General features: G+C 63.8%; 12 protein-coding genes, 1 tRNA gene and 1 pseudogene. 9 read left to right on the top strand and 5 right to left on the bottom strand.

The window, feature by feature from the left end; genetic code table 11:
- The first annotated feature begins 120 nt into the window (after nucleotides 1-120).
- The 3 genes from WBG56_RS04130 (at nucleotide 121) to WBG56_RS04120 (ending at nucleotide 7,166) form a co-directional block, all read left to right on the top strand.
- Nucleotides 121-3,297: a bifunctional diguanylate cyclase/phosphodiesterase gene (locus WBG56_RS04130; RefSeq protein ID WP_424265513.1), complete on the top strand. Its 3,177-nt coding sequence runs from the start codon at nucleotides 121-123 to the stop codon at nucleotides 3,295-3,297.
- Between the two features lie 197 nt (nucleotides 3,298-3,494).
- Entirely contained in the window at nucleotides 3,495-5,993 is a 2,499-nt protein-coding gene (locus WBG56_RS04125) for a ribonucleoside-diphosphate reductase subunit alpha (protein ID WP_424265511.1), read from the top strand.
- Nucleotides 5,994-6,068: 75 nt separating this feature from the next.
- Nucleotides 6,069-7,166: a ribonucleotide-diphosphate reductase subunit beta gene (locus WBG56_RS04120; RefSeq protein ID WP_424265509.1), complete on the top strand. Its 1,098-nt coding sequence runs from the start codon at nucleotides 6,069-6,071 to the stop codon at nucleotides 7,164-7,166.
- A 30-nt stretch (nucleotides 7,167-7,196) separates the two neighbouring features.
- Here the strand turns inward: WBG56_RS04120 and WBG56_RS04115 are convergent, their stop codons facing one another.
- From WBG56_RS04115 to WBG56_RS04095, 5 genes are all read right to left on the bottom strand, one after another.
- Nucleotides 7,197-8,048, bottom strand: coding sequence for an ABC transporter permease (locus tag WBG56_RS04115; protein ID WP_424265507.1), 852 nt, complete (start codon nucleotides 8,046-8,048; stop codon nucleotides 7,197-7,199).
- 20 nt (nucleotides 8,049-8,068) lie between these two features.
- Nucleotides 8,069-8,833, bottom strand: coding sequence for an ABC transporter ATP-binding protein (locus WBG56_RS04110; protein ID WP_424265505.1), 765 nt, complete (start codon nucleotides 8,831-8,833; stop codon nucleotides 8,069-8,071).
- On the bottom strand, nucleotides 8,833-9,918 hold the full coding sequence (locus tag WBG56_RS04105) for an ABC transporter substrate-binding protein (RefSeq protein ID WP_424265503.1): 1,086 nt from the start codon (nucleotides 9,916-9,918) through the stop codon (nucleotides 8,833-8,835). The genes WBG56_RS04110 and WBG56_RS04105 overlap by 1 nt, the downstream gene beginning before the upstream one ends.
- Before the next feature lie 115 nt (nucleotides 9,919-10,033).
- Nucleotides 10,034-10,840: an AraC family transcriptional regulator gene (locus tag WBG56_RS04100; protein WP_424265501.1), complete on the bottom strand. Its 807-nt coding sequence runs from the start codon at nucleotides 10,838-10,840 to the stop codon at nucleotides 10,034-10,036.
- Nucleotides 10,841-11,152: 312 nt separating this feature from the next.
- Nucleotides 11,153-11,229: transfer RNA gene (locus WBG56_RS04095), tRNA-Met, on the bottom strand.
- A 68-nt stretch (nucleotides 11,230-11,297) separates the two neighbouring features.
- Between WBG56_RS04095 and scpB the strand changes: the two are divergent.
- From scpB to rbfA, 6 genes and pseudogenes are all read left to right on the top strand, one after another.
- Nucleotides 11,298-11,933, top strand: a pseudogene (gene scpB / locus WBG56_RS04090) (SMC-Scp complex subunit ScpB); the annotation flags it as partial.
- Between the two features lie 43 nt (nucleotides 11,934-11,976).
- Complete coding sequence (gene rluB / locus WBG56_RS04085; RefSeq protein ID WP_424265499.1) at nucleotides 11,977-13,542, top strand: 23S rRNA pseudouridine(2605) synthase RluB; 1,566 nt, start codon at nucleotides 11,977-11,979, stop codon at nucleotides 13,540-13,542.
- A 228-nt stretch (nucleotides 13,543-13,770) separates the two neighbouring features.
- Nucleotides 13,771-14,241, top strand: coding sequence for a ribosome maturation factor RimP (gene rimP / locus WBG56_RS04080; RefSeq protein WP_424265497.1), 471 nt, complete (start codon nucleotides 13,771-13,773; stop codon nucleotides 14,239-14,241).
- Nucleotides 14,238-15,722 (top strand): transcription termination factor NusA, encoded by a 1,485-nt coding sequence (nusA, locus tag WBG56_RS04075; RefSeq protein WP_424265495.1) that lies wholly within the window; start codon nucleotides 14,238-14,240, stop codon nucleotides 15,720-15,722. The genes rimP and nusA overlap by 4 nt, the downstream gene beginning before the upstream one ends.
- Before the next feature lie 55 nt (nucleotides 15,723-15,777).
- Nucleotides 15,778-18,723, top strand: coding sequence for a translation initiation factor IF-2 (infB, locus tag WBG56_RS04070; protein WP_424265493.1), 2,946 nt, complete (start codon nucleotides 15,778-15,780; stop codon nucleotides 18,721-18,723).
- Between the two features lie 19 nt (nucleotides 18,724-18,742).
- Nucleotides 18,743-19,153, top strand: a complete 411-nt coding sequence (gene rbfA / locus WBG56_RS04065) for a 30S ribosome-binding factor RbfA (protein WP_298015096.1) — start codon at nucleotides 18,743-18,745, stop codon at nucleotides 19,151-19,153.
- Nucleotides 19,154-19,155: the final 2 nt, after the last annotated feature.

Genomic DNA, 19,155 nt, shown 5'->3' with positions numbered 1-19,155 from the left:
CCCGCATTCAGCGGGTGTCGTCTTTCGTAAAATTCGCTATGCTGTGCGCTTGTGCCTGTTGCGGGCATCGTCCATATGGCGCCCTGGACATCGGGCGTTTCCTGGCCTGGAGTGCAATGCATGTCGGCAGTCCGATCCCGTCTGGCGCTCAGGCAATGGTGGCCCGGCTTGCTTGTGGCGCTGCTGGGGTTGGCCTTGACGGCGGGCCTGGTGCGTCATCAGGTTCAGGCAGTCCATACGGTTTCCCAGATCCGGTTTTCTGAAGAGGTCCGATCCTCCACCGATGCGCTGGCCCAGCGCATCGTCGCCATCCGCGAGATCGTGGCCGGTTTGCGTGACGTGTTCCTGATCGATCCCGATCTTCGCCGCGATCAATTCGAGCGCGTGGTGGCCGGGCATGATGTGCGCGCGCATTATCCGGAACTGATCAATCTGTCCTTCGTGCGATGGGTCAGGGCGGCCGACCTGCCTGCCTATCAGATGCGGCTGCGAGGCCTTGCCGGCATCCACCCTTTGCGCCGGCAGGCGGATTATTACGTGGTGGAATATCTGTGGCCCCTGGAAGGCAACCAGGGCGTCGAAGGCCTGGAGATTTCCTCGCAGCCGGCCAATCTGGCCGCTTTGCTGGCAGGGCGGGCTACCGGCTTGCCGACGGCATCCGCGCCGTTTCTCCTGCTCCAGGAGGCTCGGGACCGGACCGGTTTCCTGTTGCGGTATCCGATCTTCCGCAGTGCCGCCGGTCTGGCTTCCCAATCGGATTTCATCGGGTCCGTGGCTGCCGTCATCCGTGTCAATCAGATGCTCGATGCCGTTCGGGCATCGGGGTTCTTGCGCGGCGTGTCATTGCGTCTGACGGATATCGGCCTCCGGGAGGCGCAATCCCCGGGATCGCCCGGCATCGGGCAGGGCGCGACGACCTTGGGGGAAGCGCAGGACCCGGCTCCCCGGGAGATGTCGAACCCCCGGCGGGAAACCCGCGTCCTGGACGTCCTGGATCGGCGTTGGCAGTTGGATTTCACCCAGACGCAGACTCTGGCTTCGGCCGAGGAGCGCCGGCTGCCCTGGTGGATGGGGCTGGCCGGCGGAGCCCTGTCGCTGCTGCTGGCCGGCCTGACCTGTGTGCTGTGCGGGCTGCGTCAGCGGGCCGTATCCCAGGCGGTCAGCACGAACGTTGCCTTGCAGCACAGCGAAGAGCGCTTTCGCGCCGTCTTCAACCAGGCCGCCGTGGGGGTCTCCCTGAGCGACATGGTGACGGGAAAACTGGTGCGGGTGAATCGGAGATATGCCGCCATTCTGGGTTATACCGAGGCGGAATTGCTGCAGTACGACTTCCAGTCGCTGAGCCATCCGGACGATCTGCCGGCCGATCTGGCGCAGATGGCCCGGGTGCGATCCGGCGAGATCCAGGAATTCCAGATGGAAAAACGCATGATGCACAAGGACGGCCATCCCGTCTGGGTGCTGCTGACGGTGTCGCCGATCCGCCAGCCCGGGGCCGCCCCCGACTATCATGTCGCCGTGATTCAGGACGTGACGGAACGCCGGCGCATGCAAGACGCGCTGCGTGACAGCGAACGGCGCTTGCTCAGTCTGCTGGACCACCTGCCGGTGGGGGTCTGCCTGGTCGAGCAGGGCCAGCGCATCGTCTTTCGCAACCGGCGGTTCCTGCAGATCTGCGGCTACGCGGAGGACCAGGCGCCGGACGTCCGATCCTGGTGGGCTTTGAGCATTCCCGACGTGCCGACGCGCAGGGCGCTGCGCCGCGCCTGGGAGCATCAATGGCGGCATGTGGCCGATGGCAGCGAGTCCCGGGCCGGGCTGGAATGCCAGATCCGTTGCCGGGACGGCCAATGGCGCACGGTGGCGCTATCCGGCTTGCGGCTGGGGACGGATTATCTGGTGACACTGGAAGACCTCACGCTGCGCAAGATGGCCGAGGAGGAAATCCGCTATCTGGCCTACAACGATCCTTTGACAGGACTGCCCAACCGCCGCCTGCTGTTGGACCGTCTGCAGCAGGCGCTGGCAGCCAGCGCCCGTCGGCGCCGTTACGGCGTTTTGCTGATGCTGGATCTGGATCACTTCAAGACCATCAATGAAACCCGCGGCCACGACGCGGGCGACGAGCTCTTGCGACAAGTGGCGGACCGCTTGCGGGCGCATCTGCAGAATTCCCATACCATCGCCCGGCACGGAGACGATGAGTTCGTCGTCGTTCTGGAAGATCTGTCGGACCAGCCCGAGGAAGCTGCCGCCCGGGCGGAAGACCTGGGCCGCCGGATCCTGGAAGCCTTGCGGGCGCCTTATCTGCTGGACAATGAGTTTTGCCATTCCAGCGTCAGCATGGGGGCCAGCTTGTTCCAGGGCCAGGAAACGGCGGCCGACGAGCAGTTGCGGCGGGCTGACCTGGCCATGTATCAGGCCAAGGCCGCCGGACGGGACACGCTGCAGTTCTACGATCCGCGCATGCAGGCCGTGGTGCATAAACGGGTGTCGCTGGAACTGGATATGCGGGTGGGGCTGGATCATGATCAGTTCGAACTGTTCTATCAGCCCCAGCTCGATCAGAGCGGCATTATCGGGTGCGAAGCCTTGCTGCGCTGGAAGCACCCGCGGGATGGTTATGTGCCGCCGGCATCGTTCATTCCGCTGGCTGAAGACAGCGGCCTGATCCTGCCGCTGGGGGACTGGGTGCTGCGCGCGGCCTGTCGCCAGCTGGCCGCCTGGGCGGATCATCCCACCCTGTCCGCGATCCGGGTGGCGGTCAATGTCAGCCCCCGGCAGTTCCGCCAGCCGGATTTCGTCGAACAGGTCCTGGCGGCGCTGGCCGGCGCGGGAGCGGATGCCCATGGGCTGGAACTGGAACTGACCGAAGGCCTGTTGCTGCAGAATGTCGAGGAGACCATCCAGAAAATGGCGCGTCTGAAGAGCCATGGCGTCGGGTTTTCGCTGGATGATTTCGGGACGGGCTATTCCTCCCTGGCCTACCTGAAGCGCCTGCCCCTGGATCAATTGAAGATCGACCAGAGCTTCGTGCGCGACGTGCTGACCGATCCGAACGATGCCGCCATTGCCCGCACCATCGTGGCCCTGGGCCTGAGCCTGGGCCTGCGCGTCATTGCCGAGGGTGTGGAAACCGAAGCGCAGCGCGCATTCCTGCAGCGCCATCATTGCCATGCCTGGCAGGGGTATCTGTTCAGTCCTCCGGTGCCGGCCGCGGATTTCGAGACCCTGGTTGCGCAAGGCCTGGACGGCCCCTTCCCGAAGGGCTCCGGCGGGCTTCCGGAAACAACTTGAGATCAAGTTTTTCGCGCCGCGCAAACCCCGTCCCCTTTGGTTTCCGGTCATTTTCCGGTGATTCCGGGGCTCTGATGGGTGGCTTTTAAATCACTATATGTAGTATATTTTCTAGGTTGAATGCACAAGATTTGGTGTCCGAATGGCGCTCGGCACCCTATGTTTCCTTATCCACCCACCAAAAGAAGACTACTCACATGATCAAGACCGTTATCAAGCGCGATGGACGCAAAGAGCCCTTCATCCCGTCGAAACTCAACGGCTGGGGAGAATGGGGCGCCACCACTTTGGGCGACGGCGTGGACTGGCCCTCCGTGGTGCTGGAAACCGTCACCAACATGCCCGAGGAGTGTTCCTCGGAATTCCTGCAGATGCAGCTCATCCGGCATTGCCTGGATGCGGACACCTGGTCCTACAACCGCATGGCGGGCCGCCTGTATGCGGCGCTGGCCCAGAAAGAACTGAAGGATGTCTGCGATGGCGCGTTTCCCACGGTGCTGACGCTGCACCGGCGCCTGGAAGGCCTGGGCTATATGGAACGCCTGGATTACTCCGAAGAGGAATACTTCCAGGTCGAAGGCATCATCGATCACACGCGGGACTTCGAATACGCCCACTACCAGATCCACACGCACCGGTCGAAATACGCCATTTCCGACCGGGTCAAGGGTATCCACTACGAAACCCCGCAGTTCGTCTACATGCGCATGGCCATGGCCCTGGCCGTGGACCAGCCCCGCGAGCGGCGCATGCGAGACGTGGCGAAATTCTACGAACACCTGTCGAAGAACCGCATCAACGCGCCCACGCCCAACCACATCAACCTGGGCACGCCGCTGCGCGGCTATGCCAGTTGCTGCCTGTACGCGTCCGGCGACTCGGCCCGCTCGATCGCCGTGGGCAACCACATCGCCAACACCATGACCTACATGAGCGCGGGCATCGGTTCGTATCTGCAAACCCGGTCGGTCAATGACCCGGTGCGCGGCGGCGTGATCCGCCACCAGGGAAAACTGCCGTATCTGCGTGCGGTGGTGGCCGAGATCAAGGCGAATCTGCAAAATGGCCGGGGCGGCGCCTGCACCAGCTATTTTTCGATCTTCGATCCGGAAATCGACACCCTGCTGCGCTTGAAGAATCCCATGTCCACCGAGGACCGCAAGATCCGCGGCATGGATTATTCCTGGGGCGGCAACCGTTTCTTCGCCCGCAAGGTCGCCCGCAACGAAAACATCTTCCTGTTCAATTGCCATACGGCGCCCGATCTGTACGAGGCGCTGTACAGCGATGACGAATCCCGTTTCGAGGCCTTGTACGAGCAGTACGAACAGGACCCGGACTTCAAGAAGCAGACCGTCAATGCGCGGGAATTGCTGATCACGGCCATCAACGAGTGGAACGAGACGGGGCGCGTCTACGAGCACAACATCTACGAGATGAATCGCCACACGCCGTTCACCGGCACGATCTACAGCTCGAATCTGTGTTCTGAAATCGCGCTGCCCACGGCGCCCTACAACCACATCACCGAGCTTTACCAGACGACCGACGCCTCCTTCGTGGAATTCGAGGATGCCGACGGCGAGTTGCATACGCTGCGGCCGGGCACGGGGGCGGTGGATACCGCCCGGGGCATGGCCTACCTGGAAGACCTGACGGCGGGCGACGTGCTGGCCGATGGCCGGCGGATCGCGCGCATCGTGCGTTATTCCTCGCCCGAGGTCGCCACCTGCAACCTGGCCGGCATCGTCGTGTCGAACATCGAATCCGACGAACAATACGAGGAAGTCGCCTACTATGCCTTGCTGATGATCGACAAGTGCATCCATCTGGCCGACTACGAGCTGCCTCACGTGGGCGTGACGTCCAAGGCCCGCCTGAACGCCGGGGTCGGCATGCTGGGCGTGGCGCACCTGATGGCCCGCAACCACAAGCGCTATACCGAAGACAGCGGCAAGCAGTTCATCCATTGGGTGGCCGAACGCCATTATTACCACCTGGTGCGGGCCAGCCTGCAGCTGGGCAAGGAACTGGGCAACGCCCCCTGGATGCACAAGACCAAATGGCCGCAGGGCTGGCTGCCCATCGACACCTACAATCCCAACGTGGACAAGGTCGCCGATTTCCAGAACCACTATGACTGGGAAGCCCTGCGGGCGGACATCATCGCCAATGGCGGGATCCGCAATTCGGTGGTGGCGGCGCACATGCCCACGGAAACCTCGGCGAATTCGTCCGGCACCACCAATGGCGTCTACCCCATCCGCGAACTGACGATGATCAAGACCGACAACCAGCGGGTCAACTACTGGGCGGCTCCAGAAGGCGATACCCTGGGCCAGTGGTATGAATCGGCCTGGGAAGTCTCCGCCCAGGACATGACCGATATCTACGCCATCATCCAGAAATGGACGGATCAGGGGATTTCGGCCGACTTCTACCGCAAGGTCATCGGCGACGCCAGCATCGAGTCCACCGAAATGATCCAGAACTATCTGTATCGCGTGAAGATGGGCCTGAAGTCCAAGTACTACATGAACCAGAAGACTTCGGCGGGCATGAAGAAAGTCGCCGATTTCTCCGCCGCCCAGGGTTTCGTGAAACTCGACACGGCCGGTATCCAGCTGTCGGCCGCGCCGCAGCCCGTGACCAGCCTGGACGAAGATCCCATGTGCCAGGGCGGCTGCACGCTGTAAATTCATTCGCGCACGGCACGACGCACTTTCCGGTGCGGCGTGCCGTGCGCCTGTTCTCCATCGGAAGACCGCATCATGTCTGACAACGTATTCAACTACCAGAAACAGGACTACGCCAAGCCGCTGCTTTTCCTGGGCGAAAAACAGGGGCTGTTCGACACCATCAACCGTCACTACCCGGACATCTGGGCCCTGTACAAGACGCAAAAGTCCCTGGATTGGGACGAGAACGAATTCGACTATTCGTCCTGCAATGCGGACTTCAAGAGCTGCCCGCGCGCGACCTACGACATGATGGTCAAGACCCTGGCGTGGCAGTGGGAGGCCGACAGCGTGGCGTCCCGCGCCATCGCGCCGGTGCTGGCGCCGTTCATCACCTCGTCCGAGCTGTGGGCCGCCTGGCAACGCATTTCCGACAACGAGGTCGTGCATGCGGCCACCTATTCGGAAATCGTGCGCAATTCCTTCGATGATCCCTCCGCCATCATCGATGAGATCCTCAGCGTCGAGCAGGCGCACGACCGGCTGTCGCGCGTCGTCAAGGCTTTTGGCGACGGCTACGAGGCCTCCCACCAGTACGCCTTGGGCAATCTGGAGAACGACCAGGACACCTACAATACCGTGTTCATGATGGTCGTGGCGCTGTTCTGCATGGAACGCATCCAGTTCATGGCGTCCTTTGCCGTGACCTTCGCCATCTGCGATACTGGCATGTTCCAGCCCATCGGCAAGGCCATCCAGAAGATCGCCCAGGACGAACTGGAAATCCACGCCGAACTGGACCGCGCCGTGCTGCGCAACGAGTTGCGCACGGAACGGGGGCGCAAGGCCTTCGAGCAGTGCCACTTTGAAATCGAGGCCCTGATCGCCGAAGTCGTGGACAGCGAACTGGACTGGATCCAGTACCTGTTCTCGGAAGGGCGCGAGCTGGTGGGCATGAATGCGGACCGCTTGTCGGCCTGGACGCTGTATTGCGCCAAGGACGTCTACAACACCGTGGGCATCAAGACCGACCGCTATGAATTTCCGCCGTCCAACCCGCTGAAATACATGGAAAAGTGGCTGAACATCAGCAAGACCCAGGCGTCGCCCCAGGAACAGGACATCGCCGCCTACAAGGTCGGCGTCATGCGCCGCACCGACGAAGGCGTGGTGTTCGACGACGAGTTCTGACGGGCGTCGCCCGCCCGGCGGGGCGGGGCTTCATTCGTGGTCCGAATCGATGGGCTTCCAGCGATTGGCCCATTGATCCACGCTGTTGACCAGCATATTCAGCACGGCGGCGATGGTCGCCAGCACCACCAGGGCGGCGAAGACGCCGCTGGTGTTGAACTGGGCCGAGGCATCGTTGATCAGGAAGCCCAGCCCGCGGTTCGAGGCCACCAGCTCGCCGATCACCGCGCCGATCAGGGCGTAGGGGATGGACATCCGCAGGCCGGTGAGCAGGCCGGCCACAGAGCCGGGCAGGGTGACCTTCAACGCCACGTCCCGTCGGCTGCCGCCCATCATGCGCACCGCGTTCTTCAGGCCCTCGTCCACATTCTGGACGCCGGCGGCGGTGCTGAGGAACACCAGGAAAAAGACCGAAATGGCGGCCAGCAGGACCTTCATGCTGAGATCGATCCCGAACCAGATGATGAACAAAGGGGCGACGGCGACTTTCGGGACGGAATACAGCGCCAGCATGTAGGGAATCAGCACATCCCACAGCGGCTTGACGGTGGCGATCAGGTAGGCCAGGGCGGCCCCCGAGGCCGCGCCCAGCAGGAAGCCCAGGACGACTTCCTGGAGCGTGATCCAGGTGTTGCGCCAGAGCGTGCCGTCGGCTGTCCATTGAATCAGCATGGCGACGACGCCCTGGGGCGAGCCGAAGAATTGCGGATCCAGCACTGCTCCCGACAGGCCGGCCCAGACGCCCAGAAAGATTGCCAGCACCAGCAGCCGGGCCGCCAGGATCAGCGCGCGGCGGCGGTTGCGCTGCCACCAGCTGCGGTTCAGCGGGATCAGCAGGGGGCCTTGGGACGGGGGGGAAGGGCGGCGATCCGGGCTGGACATGGAAGAGGATCCCTGATGTGTCATCGGCTGGCTTGTCGGAGGGCGTGCGTCAGCGCCCGATAGAGATTCAGATAGTCGGGATGCAGGCGGATCTCGTCGGCATCCCGGGGACGGGGCAGGTCGATGCGGATGTCGAGTCCGATGGAGCCCAGCGGTCCCAGCACCACGATCCGGTCGGCCAGCATCAGGGCCTCTTCGATGTCGTGGGTCACGAACACCACGGTGCGCCCGCTGTCCGCCCAGAGCTCCAGCAGTTGCTGTTGCAGGTCGCCGCGCAACTGGGCGTCCAGCGCCCCGAAGGGTTCGTCCAGCAGCAGGGTTTCCGGATTGCCGCACAACATGCGGGCCAGGCTGACGCGGCGGCGCATGCCGCCGGAGAGCTCGCGGGGGTAGTGGCGCTCGAAGCCGGACAGCCCGACCCGGTCGATCAGCCGCTGGGCGACCGGGGCCCTGGCCGAGGGGGCGATTCCCTGGATTTCCAACGGCATTTCGATGTTCCGGCGCACGGTGCGCCAGGGCATCAGCGTGTCCTGCTGGGTAAGATAGCCGACGGCGCCCAGGGGGCCGGATAGCGCATGTCCGCGATAGCTGAGCGTGCCTGCCGTGGGGGTGGTCAGGCCGGCCATCAGGTTCAGCAGCGTGGATTTGCCGCAGCCGCTGCGTCCGAGCAGTACCAGAAAGCCGCCTTCCTCGACGGTCAGATTCGCGCCTCGAAGGGCGACCAGCTCCTGGTCATCCTTTCTGAAGTGTTTGTGGACATCCTGGATGAGATACGCCGCCGTCATCAGTGGGCGCCGCCCAGCGCGGATTGTATCCATTGAGCGGGGACCATGGTGGCGTAGTCGGGCGCTTCGGTGATCAGGCCCGAATCCAGATTGAATTTGACTTCCCGGTCATATTCCCCCTGGCTGATGGCGGGGGTCCGGGGGATCTCGGCGCGCAGGATGGACAGCAGCCGGTCGACCGTGTCATCGTTCATGGTGGGGCGGTAGGCTTTGAACAGGGCGCGGACGGCCTTGGGGTCGTCCTGGTGGATGAAGCGCTCGGCATCGGCGATGCCGCGCACGAAGGCCGTGACCGCAGGCCCCTTGGCATCCAGGACCGCCTGGGTGGTGAACACGACGCCGTGCACGACGGTCTTCAACTGCGGGATGTCCCCGCGCGCGGGCGAAATGTAGATGTGTCCGATCCGCGTGGCCTCGGCTTGCTGCCCGACCGGCTGCGGAAAGGACAGAACGTCGACGCGCCCGGTTTTCAGCGCGCCCAGCGCCCCCGTCATATTGGACCCCAGGGACACCAGCGTGACGTCCGTGGCCGATTGCAGGCCGGCGGTGCCCAGCAGGAAATTCACCAATGCCTGTGTGCCGCTGCCCGGACCGGTGATGCCGATCTTCTTGCCTTTCAGGGCCTGGACCTTGTCCTGGAGCGTAGCGGATGCGGGCGGCCCGGAAAACGACGGCCCTGTGATGATGTCCACATAGTAGGTGTTCACCAGCTGGGCGATCATCCGGGTGCTTTTATTGGCGCGGTACAGATTCAGCGGATCGGTGCCGTTGCCCCCGGCCACGTCGATACTGCCGGATTGCAGGGCGGCTGCGAGCTTGGCGCCGGTGCCCAGCAGGGGGATATCGCCGACTTCCAGGCCTTGCTGCTTGAAAAAGCCCTGCTGCTTGGCGACGAAGATCGGGAAGAAGGCGATGGAGTCGCTGATCTGCCCGACCTTGAGGGTCATGGCGGGGGATTGCGCCTGGGCCGGGGGCGGGGCCAGGATCATCCATGCGGCCACGAGCGCCATCCCCAGGCCCTGGAGTGCGGCCAGGAACGTTCCGGTGAAAGAATGGCACTGCGGGAGATGAAATCTCTGCTGCATGATGGCGGTTCCTCGGGGTTCAGGCGCTCGCTGCATGGGGATGCCGAACGGATGTGTTCATCCGTTGTAGTACAGATCCGGGGGCCGTGTCCATGGCGCCCGGGCTGTTGCGCAGTCAGTCCGTCCGGGGATTGGCTTGCAGGCTGCGCAGCGAGAATTCCCGGGGTGTCTGTCCTGTGTGCTCGCGGAAAGCGGCGATGAAGGATGACAGGCTGTCGTAGCCGCAGGCCAGCGCCACGTCGGTGATGCGTTCGCCCTGTTCCAGCAGCGGCAAGGCGTGGACCAGTCGGGCGCGTTGGCGCCATAGGCGAAAGCCCAGGCCCGTCTGTTGCAGGAACAGGCGCGTCAATGTCTTTTCCGACAGTCCGATCTGGCGCCCGTAGTCCGCCAGCGTGGGGGCGGTGTCGGGCGCGCGGTGCAACTGGCGGCACAGGGGCAGCAGCCGCTTGTCGGATGGCCAGGGCAGGATCAGGCCGGCTTCGGGGCTGACGGCGATCTGGTCGGCCAGGACCCGGGCCAGCCGGCCATCGGGCCCGTCCGTGTCGTATTCGATGGGAATCGCGCTGAAGCGGCGGATCAGTTCCTGCAGCAGCGGACTGATCACCAGCACGCGGCAGTCGGACCAGTCCAGCCCCAGCGCCGGGCCATCGATGTACAGGCTGCGGATCTGGGTATGGGGAGATTCATAGACGCGGTGGCGCACGCCCGCCGGAATCCAGACGGCGCGCTGCGACAGGGCGATGAACCGGGCCTGCGGTGTCCAGACCTGCAGGTGCCCCTGGATGGCGTACGATAGTTGCGCCCAGGCGTGCTGGTGCGGCCCGGGGATGATCATGTTGGGCTGACTGTCGATGTGGCCGTACAACGGGCGGGGCAGGTCTTGCAGATAGCCCTGCCGGATGATGGGGATATGTCCGTTCATAACTGTTTCGAAGCCGTTTGTCGCCAAACATGAATATCGAGCCAGTTTACTCTGTTCATCGAGAGCCCCGGACCGCCGGAGCATCCGTTTCCCGGGACCCAAATCCCGGGGGCGGGTGCTTCGGTTGGTCCTCTTTGCGTTTTATGCATGCCCGGCATGCTTCGCGCCGTCCGCTTCACGCAAACCCGCTTCACGCAAACCACTTCCCGCCGTTGGATTCGCAGGCCGCCTGTGGCGGGCCTGGCGTGGATTTTGCCCGAAGCCATAAACAAAACAGGCCGGACCCTGTTGGAATCCGACCTGTCTCTGATTTGGTTGCGGGAATAGGATTTGAACCTATGACCTTCGGGTTATGAGCCCGACGAGCTACCAGACTGCTCCATCCCGCGTCTGAAGAACATAACTATAACATAGTCTGCGAAAATAATGCAAGCAAACCTTCGGAGTTCACGATAAAATGACGGAAACGGAAATCCTGCGGGTATTGGAAACCGCTTTGTTATGCGCGGATGCGCCCCTGCCGGTGACGCAGTTGCGCAGCCTCTTCGAAGACACGATTTCCGGGGACGACGTCCGGCGTCATCTGGCTGCCTTGCAGCTGGATTGGCGCGACAGGGGCCTCGAGCTGGTGCAGTTGGCTAGCGGCTGGCGGTTCCAGAGCCGTCCCGATATGCAGCGTTACCTGGGGCGCCTGAACCCCGAAAAACCGCCTCGATATTCTCGCGCCGTGCTGGAAACCCTTGCGATCATCGCTTGGCGACAACCGGTCACGCGGGGTGATATCGAAGACATTCGCGGCGTCACCGTATCGGCGCAGATTGTTCGCACCCTCGAAGACCGGGGCTGGATCGAAGTGCTGGGCTACCGGGATGCCCCCGGGCGTCCCGCCCTGCTGGGCACCACGCGGCGCTTCCTCGAAGATCTCGGTTTGCGGGCGCTGGACGAGCTGCCTGCGCTGGATGCGGATGATTCCGTGCAGGTGCTGGAAACCCTGGCGCTGGCGGCGCCTGATGCCGTCGATGCCGATGCTCTCGCGGAATCGATGCCGGAATCCGATTCCGCGCCGGATCAGGTTCCGCAGGTGCCCGCTGCCCCATCATCATGATCAGAATTTTGTGTAGGAGTCATTGAACCCCATGACAGCAGAACTCGAAACGACATCGTCGCACGCCGCCTCCGCCTCGGGGCCGGCAGAGCCATCGGCTTCCGGCCAGGAAGGCAAGGGCGCCCCCGGCCGTTCGCGCGGGGGCCGTAAATTGCGCACGCCGTTTCGTCGTCGTCGCGGGGACGCGCAGGCGGAAACGCCGCCTGCGGAACAGGCCCAGGCCGTGGATGCCGGGCCCGCCGAAGAAGCCGATCGCGCCTTGTCCTACCTGGGCGACCACCAGACCCGGCAGCGGCTGGATCGCTATCTGAACAGCGACGCCCTGATGCCCAAGCTGCATAAGGTCCTGGCCGAGGCCGGCATCGGATCGCGCCGCGACATGGAAGATCTCATCATCGCCGGGCGCGTGTCCGTCAATGGCGAACCCGCCCACGTGGGTCAACGCGTGGGTCCCAACGACAAGGTGCGCGTCAATGGCCGCCTGGTGTCGCGCCCCAAGGTCGGCAGGCTGCCCCGGGTGGTTCTCTACCATAAGCCGGCCGGCGAGATCGTCAGCCACGACGATCCGGAAGGGCGGGCCACCGTCTTCGCGCGGCTGCCGCGCATCCGCAGCGGCAAGTGGCTGTCAGTCGGCCGCCTGGATTTGAATACCGAAGGTCTGCTGATCCTGACGACGTCGGGTGAACTGGCCAACCGCCTGTCCCATCCCCGTTATGGGGCCGAGCGCGAATACGCAGTGCGCGTCCTGGGCGAGCTGACCGATGAAAAACAGGCGGAATTGACCGCCGGCATTCAACTGGACGACGGCCAGGCGCAGTTCAATTCCCTGGAATACATCGGCGGCGAAGGCAGTAATCGCTGGTATCGGGTCACGCTGTCCGAGGGCCGCAACCGCGAGGTCCGGCGCATGTTCCTGGCTGCCGGCGTGACGGTCAGCCGGCTGATCCGCACCCGGTTTGGCGACGTCATCCTGCCCAGCAATCTGCGGCGCGGCCGTTGGGAAGAGCTGGATGACCAGTTGGTGGGCGCCCTGATGGTTCAGCTTGGGCTGGTTCGGGCCGGCGATGATGACGCCGACGATCAGACCGAGCGCCAGCCGATGTCGCATGCCAGCGCATTGCCGCCGGGTTTCGGCACGCCGGGCCAGAATGGTCAGAATGGCGCGCGCCTGAACCGGCGTGGCCGGGTGTCGGGGGGGCGCAAGGCATCGATCGACCCTTTCACGACGGGCTTGCTGATCAGCGGCGGCTTGGCCAATGGACATCCTGACGGCGGCAAACAGCCTGCTTCGTCCAAGCCTCATCACAAGGCCAGGTCCGCCAAGGCGGGCGGTCCCGCCGCGCGGCAGGGGAAATCAGGGGGCAAGCCCTCCAGGCCGCAGCCTGATGGCCAGCAGCGCTCTCGCGAGCCCAAGGCCCGGGTGCGGCCGGCCGGGGATCCGGCACAGCCTAAATCCCCGAAATCCGCCAACAAGCCGGCTGCGCAAAAACAGAATCGCCGCCCGTCCAAGCCCCGTCGCCAAGGGGGGGCTGAACACCAGCCCCAGGGGGCGCACGCGCACGAGTCTCAACTGGCGCGCGTCGGGCGCAGCCGCTAAGAGACGGGGTCTGAAAAACCTTATATAAACGACGAAATGCTGTTATAATCTAAGGCTTTACAGCGCTTTGGTGCTGTGTCCACCGGAAACCTGCTTTGGCTGGATTGCGTCTTTTCTAGTGCGCATCCGGTCGTTCGAGCAGGTTTTCGGCGGTTCCTGAATACACCTTGCGGCGCGTCCGCGGGGCCAACAGAGGGCTGCGGGACAGCCCCTTTTTTTTTGGAATTTATGGCAGATATCTTTGCGGTCACCCAGCAGGCCTTGCTGGGTTTCGATGTGGAACTGGTCGATGTGGAACGCGCGCCCCTGGGGCTTTTGCGCGTGGTGATTGATCGTCCCGAAGGGGTGCGCATCGAAGACTGCGAACAGGTCTCGCGCCAGCTGTCGCACGCGTTTGAAGTCGACAACATCGACTATAAGCGCCTGGAGGTCAGCTCTCCCGGGGTGGACCGGCCATTGCGCCGTCTGGCGGACTACGTCCGCTTTGCCGATCAGCGCATCGAACTGCGCCTGCGCGAGGCCGTCGAGTCCCGTAAGGTCTTTACCGGCGTGCTGCGCGTCGCGGGCGATGAATCGCCCGCCCTCAGTCTGGAATACGAAGACCAGACGGGCAAGCTGCAGACGCTGCCGTTTTCTTTTGATGATGTGGACCGGGCACACCTGGATCCTCTTCTCGATTTCAAGGGTAAGAAGCAATGAGTCGCGAAATTCTTCTATTGGTCGACGCCCTGGCGCGTGAAAAAAGCGTGGAACGCGATGTGGTGTTCGGCGCGCTCGAAAGCGCTCTGGCCTCCGCCATGAAAAAGCGCTTCAAGGAAGACGTGGACATTCGCGTGGCCATCGACCGCCAGACCGGCGAGCATGAAGGCTTTCGCCGTTGGCTGGTCGTGCCCGACGAAGCCGGCCTGCAGGAACCCGATGCCCAGGAACTCTATACGGATGCCCAGGACATCGTTCCAGGCATCGAGATCGGTGAATACATCGAAGAGCCCCTCGAACCCATCGAGTTCGGCCGGATCGGCGCGCAGGCCGCGAAACAGGCCATTCTGCAAAAGATCCGCGATGCCGAGCGCGAGCAGGTATTGAACGATTTCCTGGACCGCGGGGAAAACATCATTTCCGGCACGGTCAAACGTCTGGACAAAGGCGATGCCATCATCGAAATCGGCAAGGTCGAAGCCCGCCTGCCGCGTTCCGAGATGATCCCCAAGGAAAACATCCGCTCCGGCGACCGGGTCCGGGCCTGGGTCCTCAAGGTCGATCACACGGCGCGCGGTCAGCAGGTCATCCTGTCGCGCACGTCCCCCGATTTCATCCGCGAATTGTTCGACAACGAAGTGCCGGAAATCGAGCAGGGCCTGCTTGAAATCAAGGCGGCCGCCCGCGATCCGGGCGTGCGTGCCAAAATCGCGGTCGTGGCGTACGATAAGCGGATCGACCCGATCGGCACCTGCGTCGGCATGCGTGGTTCCCGCGTCACGGCCGTTCGTAATGAACTGGGCGGCGAGCAGGTCGATATCGTGTTGTGGGCCGACGATCCGGCCGAATTCGTCATCGGCGCCCTGGCGCCCGCGCATGTCGAATCCATCCTGGTGGACGAAGACAAGCACGCCATGGACGTCGTCGTGGACGAGGAAAACCTGCCCAAGGCCATTGGCGCCCGCGGACAGAATGTGCGTCTGGCATCCGAACTGACCGGCTGGCAGATCAACATCATGACGCCGGAAGAAAGCCAGAACCGCCAGGACGAGGAACGCACGGCGCTGCGTCATGCCTTCATCACGAAGCTGGATGTCGACGAAGAGGTCGCCGACATCCTGATCGACGAAGGCTTCACGGGCCTGGAAGAAGTCGCCTACGTGCCCTTGCAGGAACTGCTGGACATCGAGGCCTTCGACGAGGAAACCGTCAACGAACTGCGCACACGGGCACGCAATGCGCTGCTGACCGAGGCCATCGCCCAGGAAGAGCGCGTGCAGACAGCCAGGGACCTGCTGGAAATCCAGGGAATGGACGCGCCGCTGGTTGCCAAACTGGCTGAAAACAACGTCACCACACTGGATGATCTGGCCGAACTGGCGGCCGACGAACTGGCCGAACTCACCGGCCTGCCCGAGGAAACCGCCAGCGACATGATCATGCAGGCACGGGCCCACTGGTTCGAGGACGACAAGGCCTGACGGCTGTCGCATCGCACTATACCGAGCCCCTTAACGTAGTCAAAGAGAGAGTCGAATGCCGAGTAACACCGTCGCCCAATTCGCCGAAGAACTGAACATGCCCGCGAACGTCCTGCTGGATCACTTCCGCTCCGCTGGCGTCCAGCTCGATTCGGTGAATGCTGACGTGACCGAGGCGGACAAGAGCGCCTTGCTGGAATCGCTGCGGCGTTCCCATGGCTCGGACTCGGGCAAAAAGGTCGTGCTGACGCGCCGCAAGACGTCTGAGATCCATCAGGCGGATGGTTCCGGGCGGTCGCGCACGATCCAGGTCGAAGTCCGTAAAAAACGTGTCCTGGTGAAACGCGACCGGTCCGAACTGCTGGAATCCGCCCGCGTCGAAGCCGCAGGCGCGACGCCGCCGGAAGCCGCTGAAGCCGCTGAAGCTGCGCCCGCTGTTGCCGCCGCCGTGCCGGCCGCTGTCGAACCCGCTGCGACACCGGCCGTGCCCGTCGTGGAAACGCCGGCCGCCGCGCCGGAAGCCGCAGAACCTGCCGCCCCGGTCGTGGCGCAGGAAACTCCGGTGACGCCCGAGGCGCCCGCTGAATCCACGCAGGCCCCCGACACGGCCGCTCCGGTCGCGGCGGATGTCCCCGCGGCCGCCACCCCAGAAGCACCTTCTACCGAACCCGAGCAGGAAATCGTGAGCGAAACCCCTGTCGTCGAGCCGCAGGCTGCGCCTGCCAAGACGTCTGCTGCCTCTCCTTCCACCCCGTCATCCCATGCGCGGCCCGATTCCGGCGCGACGCATCCCGCAGCGTCCCGCCCCGAGGCCTCCACGGCGCCTGTGGCCGCGCCGGCCGCCACGCCGGGCAAGGCTCGCCGCGCTCCCGCGGACTCGGATCGCGATCGCGCCCGCAAGGCCGCCGAGGCCGAAGCGGCGGCGCTGCGCGAGATGATGCGCCAGCCGCGCAAGGTCCTGCGCGCCGCGGAACCCGAAGAGGCCGCCACCAAGACGCTGCACAAACCCGCCGGCAAGGGCGCCGTGAAGAAGGAAACCGAAGGCAAGAAGGTCATCAAGACCGCCGACGTGTCCTCGACCTGGTCCAACGACGGCCGCAAGAAACCGTCCAAGGCCGATACCCTGTCGGCCGGTTCGGGCCAGGAGGCCTGGCGCGCCGGCGGCAAGGGCCGCAGCGGCAAGGGCGGCCGCAGGCAGGGGGGCCGTCGCCAGGCGGATCATCACCAAGAACCGCAACAGGCGGAATTCATCGCCCGCGAGGTCCATGTCCCGGAAACCATTTCGGTGGCCGATCTGGCGCACAAGATGTCCGTCAAGGCGGCCGAGGTCATCAAGCATCTGATGAAACTGGGCCAGATGGTGACGATCAACCAGATCCTGGATCAGGAAACCGCCATGATCGTGGTCGAGGAACTCGGCCATCAGGCGATTGCCGCGAAGCTGGACGATCCCGAAGCCTTCCTGGCCGATACGGAAGTCGCCGAGGCCGAGGCCTTGCCGCGCGCGCCGGTCGTGACCGTCATGGGCCACGTCGATCACGGGAAGACGTCCTTGCTGGATTACATCCGCCGCACCAAGGTCGCCACCGGCGAAGCCGGCGGCATCACTCAGCACATCGGCGCCTACAGCGTCAAGACGGATCGCGGCGTGGTGGCCTTCCTGGATACTCCGGGCCACGAGGCTTTCACGGCCATGCGTGCACGCGGCGCCCAGGCGACCGACATCGTGATCCTGGTAGTCGCGGCCGATGACGGCGTCATGCCGCAGACCCGCGAGGCCATTCACCACGCCAAAGCGGCCAACGTGCCGCTGGTCGTGGCCATCAACAAGATCGACAAGCCCGAAGCCAATCCTGAACGCGTCAAGCAAGAACTGGTGGCTGAAGAAGTCGTGCCGGAAGAATACGGCGGCGACGTGCCCTTCATCGCCGTGTCGGCCAAGACCGGCCAGGGCATCGATGAGCTGCTGGAAAACGTGCTGCTGCAGGCCGAGATCCTGGAACTGAAGGCGCCGGTCGACGCGCCTGCCAAGGGCATCGTCATCGAAGCCCGCCTGGACAAGGGCCGCGGCCCGGTCGCGACGATCCTGGTGCAAAGCGGCACCTTGCATCGCGGCGATGCCGTGCTGGCCGGCGTGGCCTTCGGCAAGGTTCGCGCCATGCTGAACGACACCGGCAAGCCCACTGCGGAAGCCGGCCCCTCCACTCCGGTCGAGATCCAGGGCCTGGCTGAAGTTCCCGCCGCCGGCGACGAGGTTCTGGTGCTGGGCGACGAGCGCAAGGCGCGTGAAATCGCCTTGTTCCGCCAGGGCAAGTTCCGCGACGTCAAGCTGGCCCGCCAGCAGGCCGCGAAACTGGAATCCATGTTCGACAATCTGGGCGAGGGCGTGCGCACGCTGCCGCTGATCGTCAAGACCGACGTGCAGGGGTCCCAGGAAGCCCTGGTGCAGTCGCTGCTGAAGCTGTCCACCGACGAAGTCCGTGTCCAGGTCGTGCATGCGGCCGTGGGCGGCATCTCGGAAAGCGATGTCAACCTGGCCATCGCCTCGGGCGCCGTCGTCATTGGCTTCAACGTGCGCGCCGACCAGTCCGCCAAGAAGCTGGCCGAGACCAACGAAATCGATCTGCGTTACTACAACATCATCTATGACGCCATCGATGATGTGAAGAACGCGCTCTCGGGCATGCTGGCGCCGGAAAAGCGCGAAGAAGTCATCGGCATGGTCGAGATCCGCGAAATCTTCACGGTGTCCAAGGTCGGCAACATCGCAGGCTGCATGGTGCTCGAAGGCGTGGTCAAACGGGATTCCCAGGTGCGCCTGCTGCGCAATCACGTCGTGCATTGGACCGGCATGCTGGATTCCCTGCGCCGTTTCAAGGACGACGTCAAGGAAGTCAAATCCGGCTTTGATTGCGGGATCACGCTCAAGAACAACAACGACATCCAGGTGGGTGACCAGCTCGAAGTCTTTGAAATCAAGGAAATTGCCCGCACGCTGTGATGGCGCGGCTTTGTGAATCATGGGTCGTCATAAATCCAAACCGAATCCCGGCCGCAATACGCGCCTGGCCGACCAGATCCAACAGGATCTGGCGGCGCTGGTGCAGCGCGAGATCGACGTGGCACGGGCCGGCTTGATCACCTTGACCGGGGTGGATCTGTCGGCGGATTACGCCCACGCGAAGGTCTATTTCACGGTGCTGGGCGCTGAGCCCGGCACGGCGGCGCAAGCCTTGAACGACAAGGCCGGCTGGCTGCATTCGCAGCTCTTCAAATTGCTGCACATCCATACGGTTCCCACCTTGCGCTTCGTGCACGACGTGCAGTTGGCGCGGGGAATCGAGCTGACCCAACTGATCGATCGGGCCAATCGTCCCCAGGCGGGCGCATCGGAAATTCCCGAACTCGAAGACCCGGACGGCCAGCCCTGACA

Source organism: Castellaniella sp. (genome assembly GCF_049671645.1).
GTDB lineage: Bacteria > Pseudomonadota > Gammaproteobacteria > Burkholderiales > Burkholderiaceae_B > Castellaniella.
This window is presented reverse-complemented; position numbering and strand designations above follow the sequence as displayed.

Bases quoted from the DNA above. Each gene is read 5' to 3' on its own strand.
- nusA (WP_424265495.1), top strand. From the start codon at position 14,238: ATGAGTCGCGAAATTCTTCTATTGGTCGACGCCCTGGCGCGTGAAAAA.
- WBG56_RS04100 (WP_424265501.1), bottom strand. From the start codon at position 10,840: ATGAACGGACATATCCCCATCATCCGGCAGGGCTATCTGCAAGACCTG.
- WBG56_RS04105 (WP_424265503.1), bottom strand. From the start codon at position 9,918: ATGCAGCAGAGATTTCATCTCCCGCAGTGCCATTCTTTCACCGGAACG.
- WBG56_RS04115 (WP_424265507.1), bottom strand. From the start codon at position 8,048: ATGTCCAGCCCGGATCGCCGCCCTTCCCCCCCGTCCCAAGGCCCCCTG.
- WBG56_RS04130 (WP_424265513.1), top strand. From the start codon at position 121: ATGTCGGCAGTCCGATCCCGTCTGGCGCTCAGGCAATGGTGGCCCGGC.
- rbfA (WP_298015096.1), top strand. From the start codon at position 18,743: ATGGGTCGTCATAAATCCAAACCGAATCCCGGCCGCAATACGCGCCTG.
- infB (WP_424265493.1), top strand. From the start codon at position 15,778: ATGCCGAGTAACACCGTCGCCCAATTCGCCGAAGAACTGAACATGCCC.
- rluB (WP_424265499.1), top strand. From the start codon at position 11,977: ATGACAGCAGAACTCGAAACGACATCGTCGCACGCCGCCTCCGCCTCG.
- WBG56_RS04125 (WP_424265511.1), top strand. From the start codon at position 3,495: ATGATCAAGACCGTTATCAAGCGCGATGGACGCAAAGAGCCCTTCATC.
- WBG56_RS04120 (WP_424265509.1), top strand. From the start codon at position 6,069: ATGTCTGACAACGTATTCAACTACCAGAAACAGGACTACGCCAAGCCG.
- rimP (WP_424265497.1), top strand. From the start codon at position 13,771: ATGGCAGATATCTTTGCGGTCACCCAGCAGGCCTTGCTGGGTTTCGAT.
- WBG56_RS04110 (WP_424265505.1), bottom strand. From the start codon at position 8,833: ATGACGGCGGCGTATCTCATCCAGGATGTCCACAAACACTTCAGAAAG.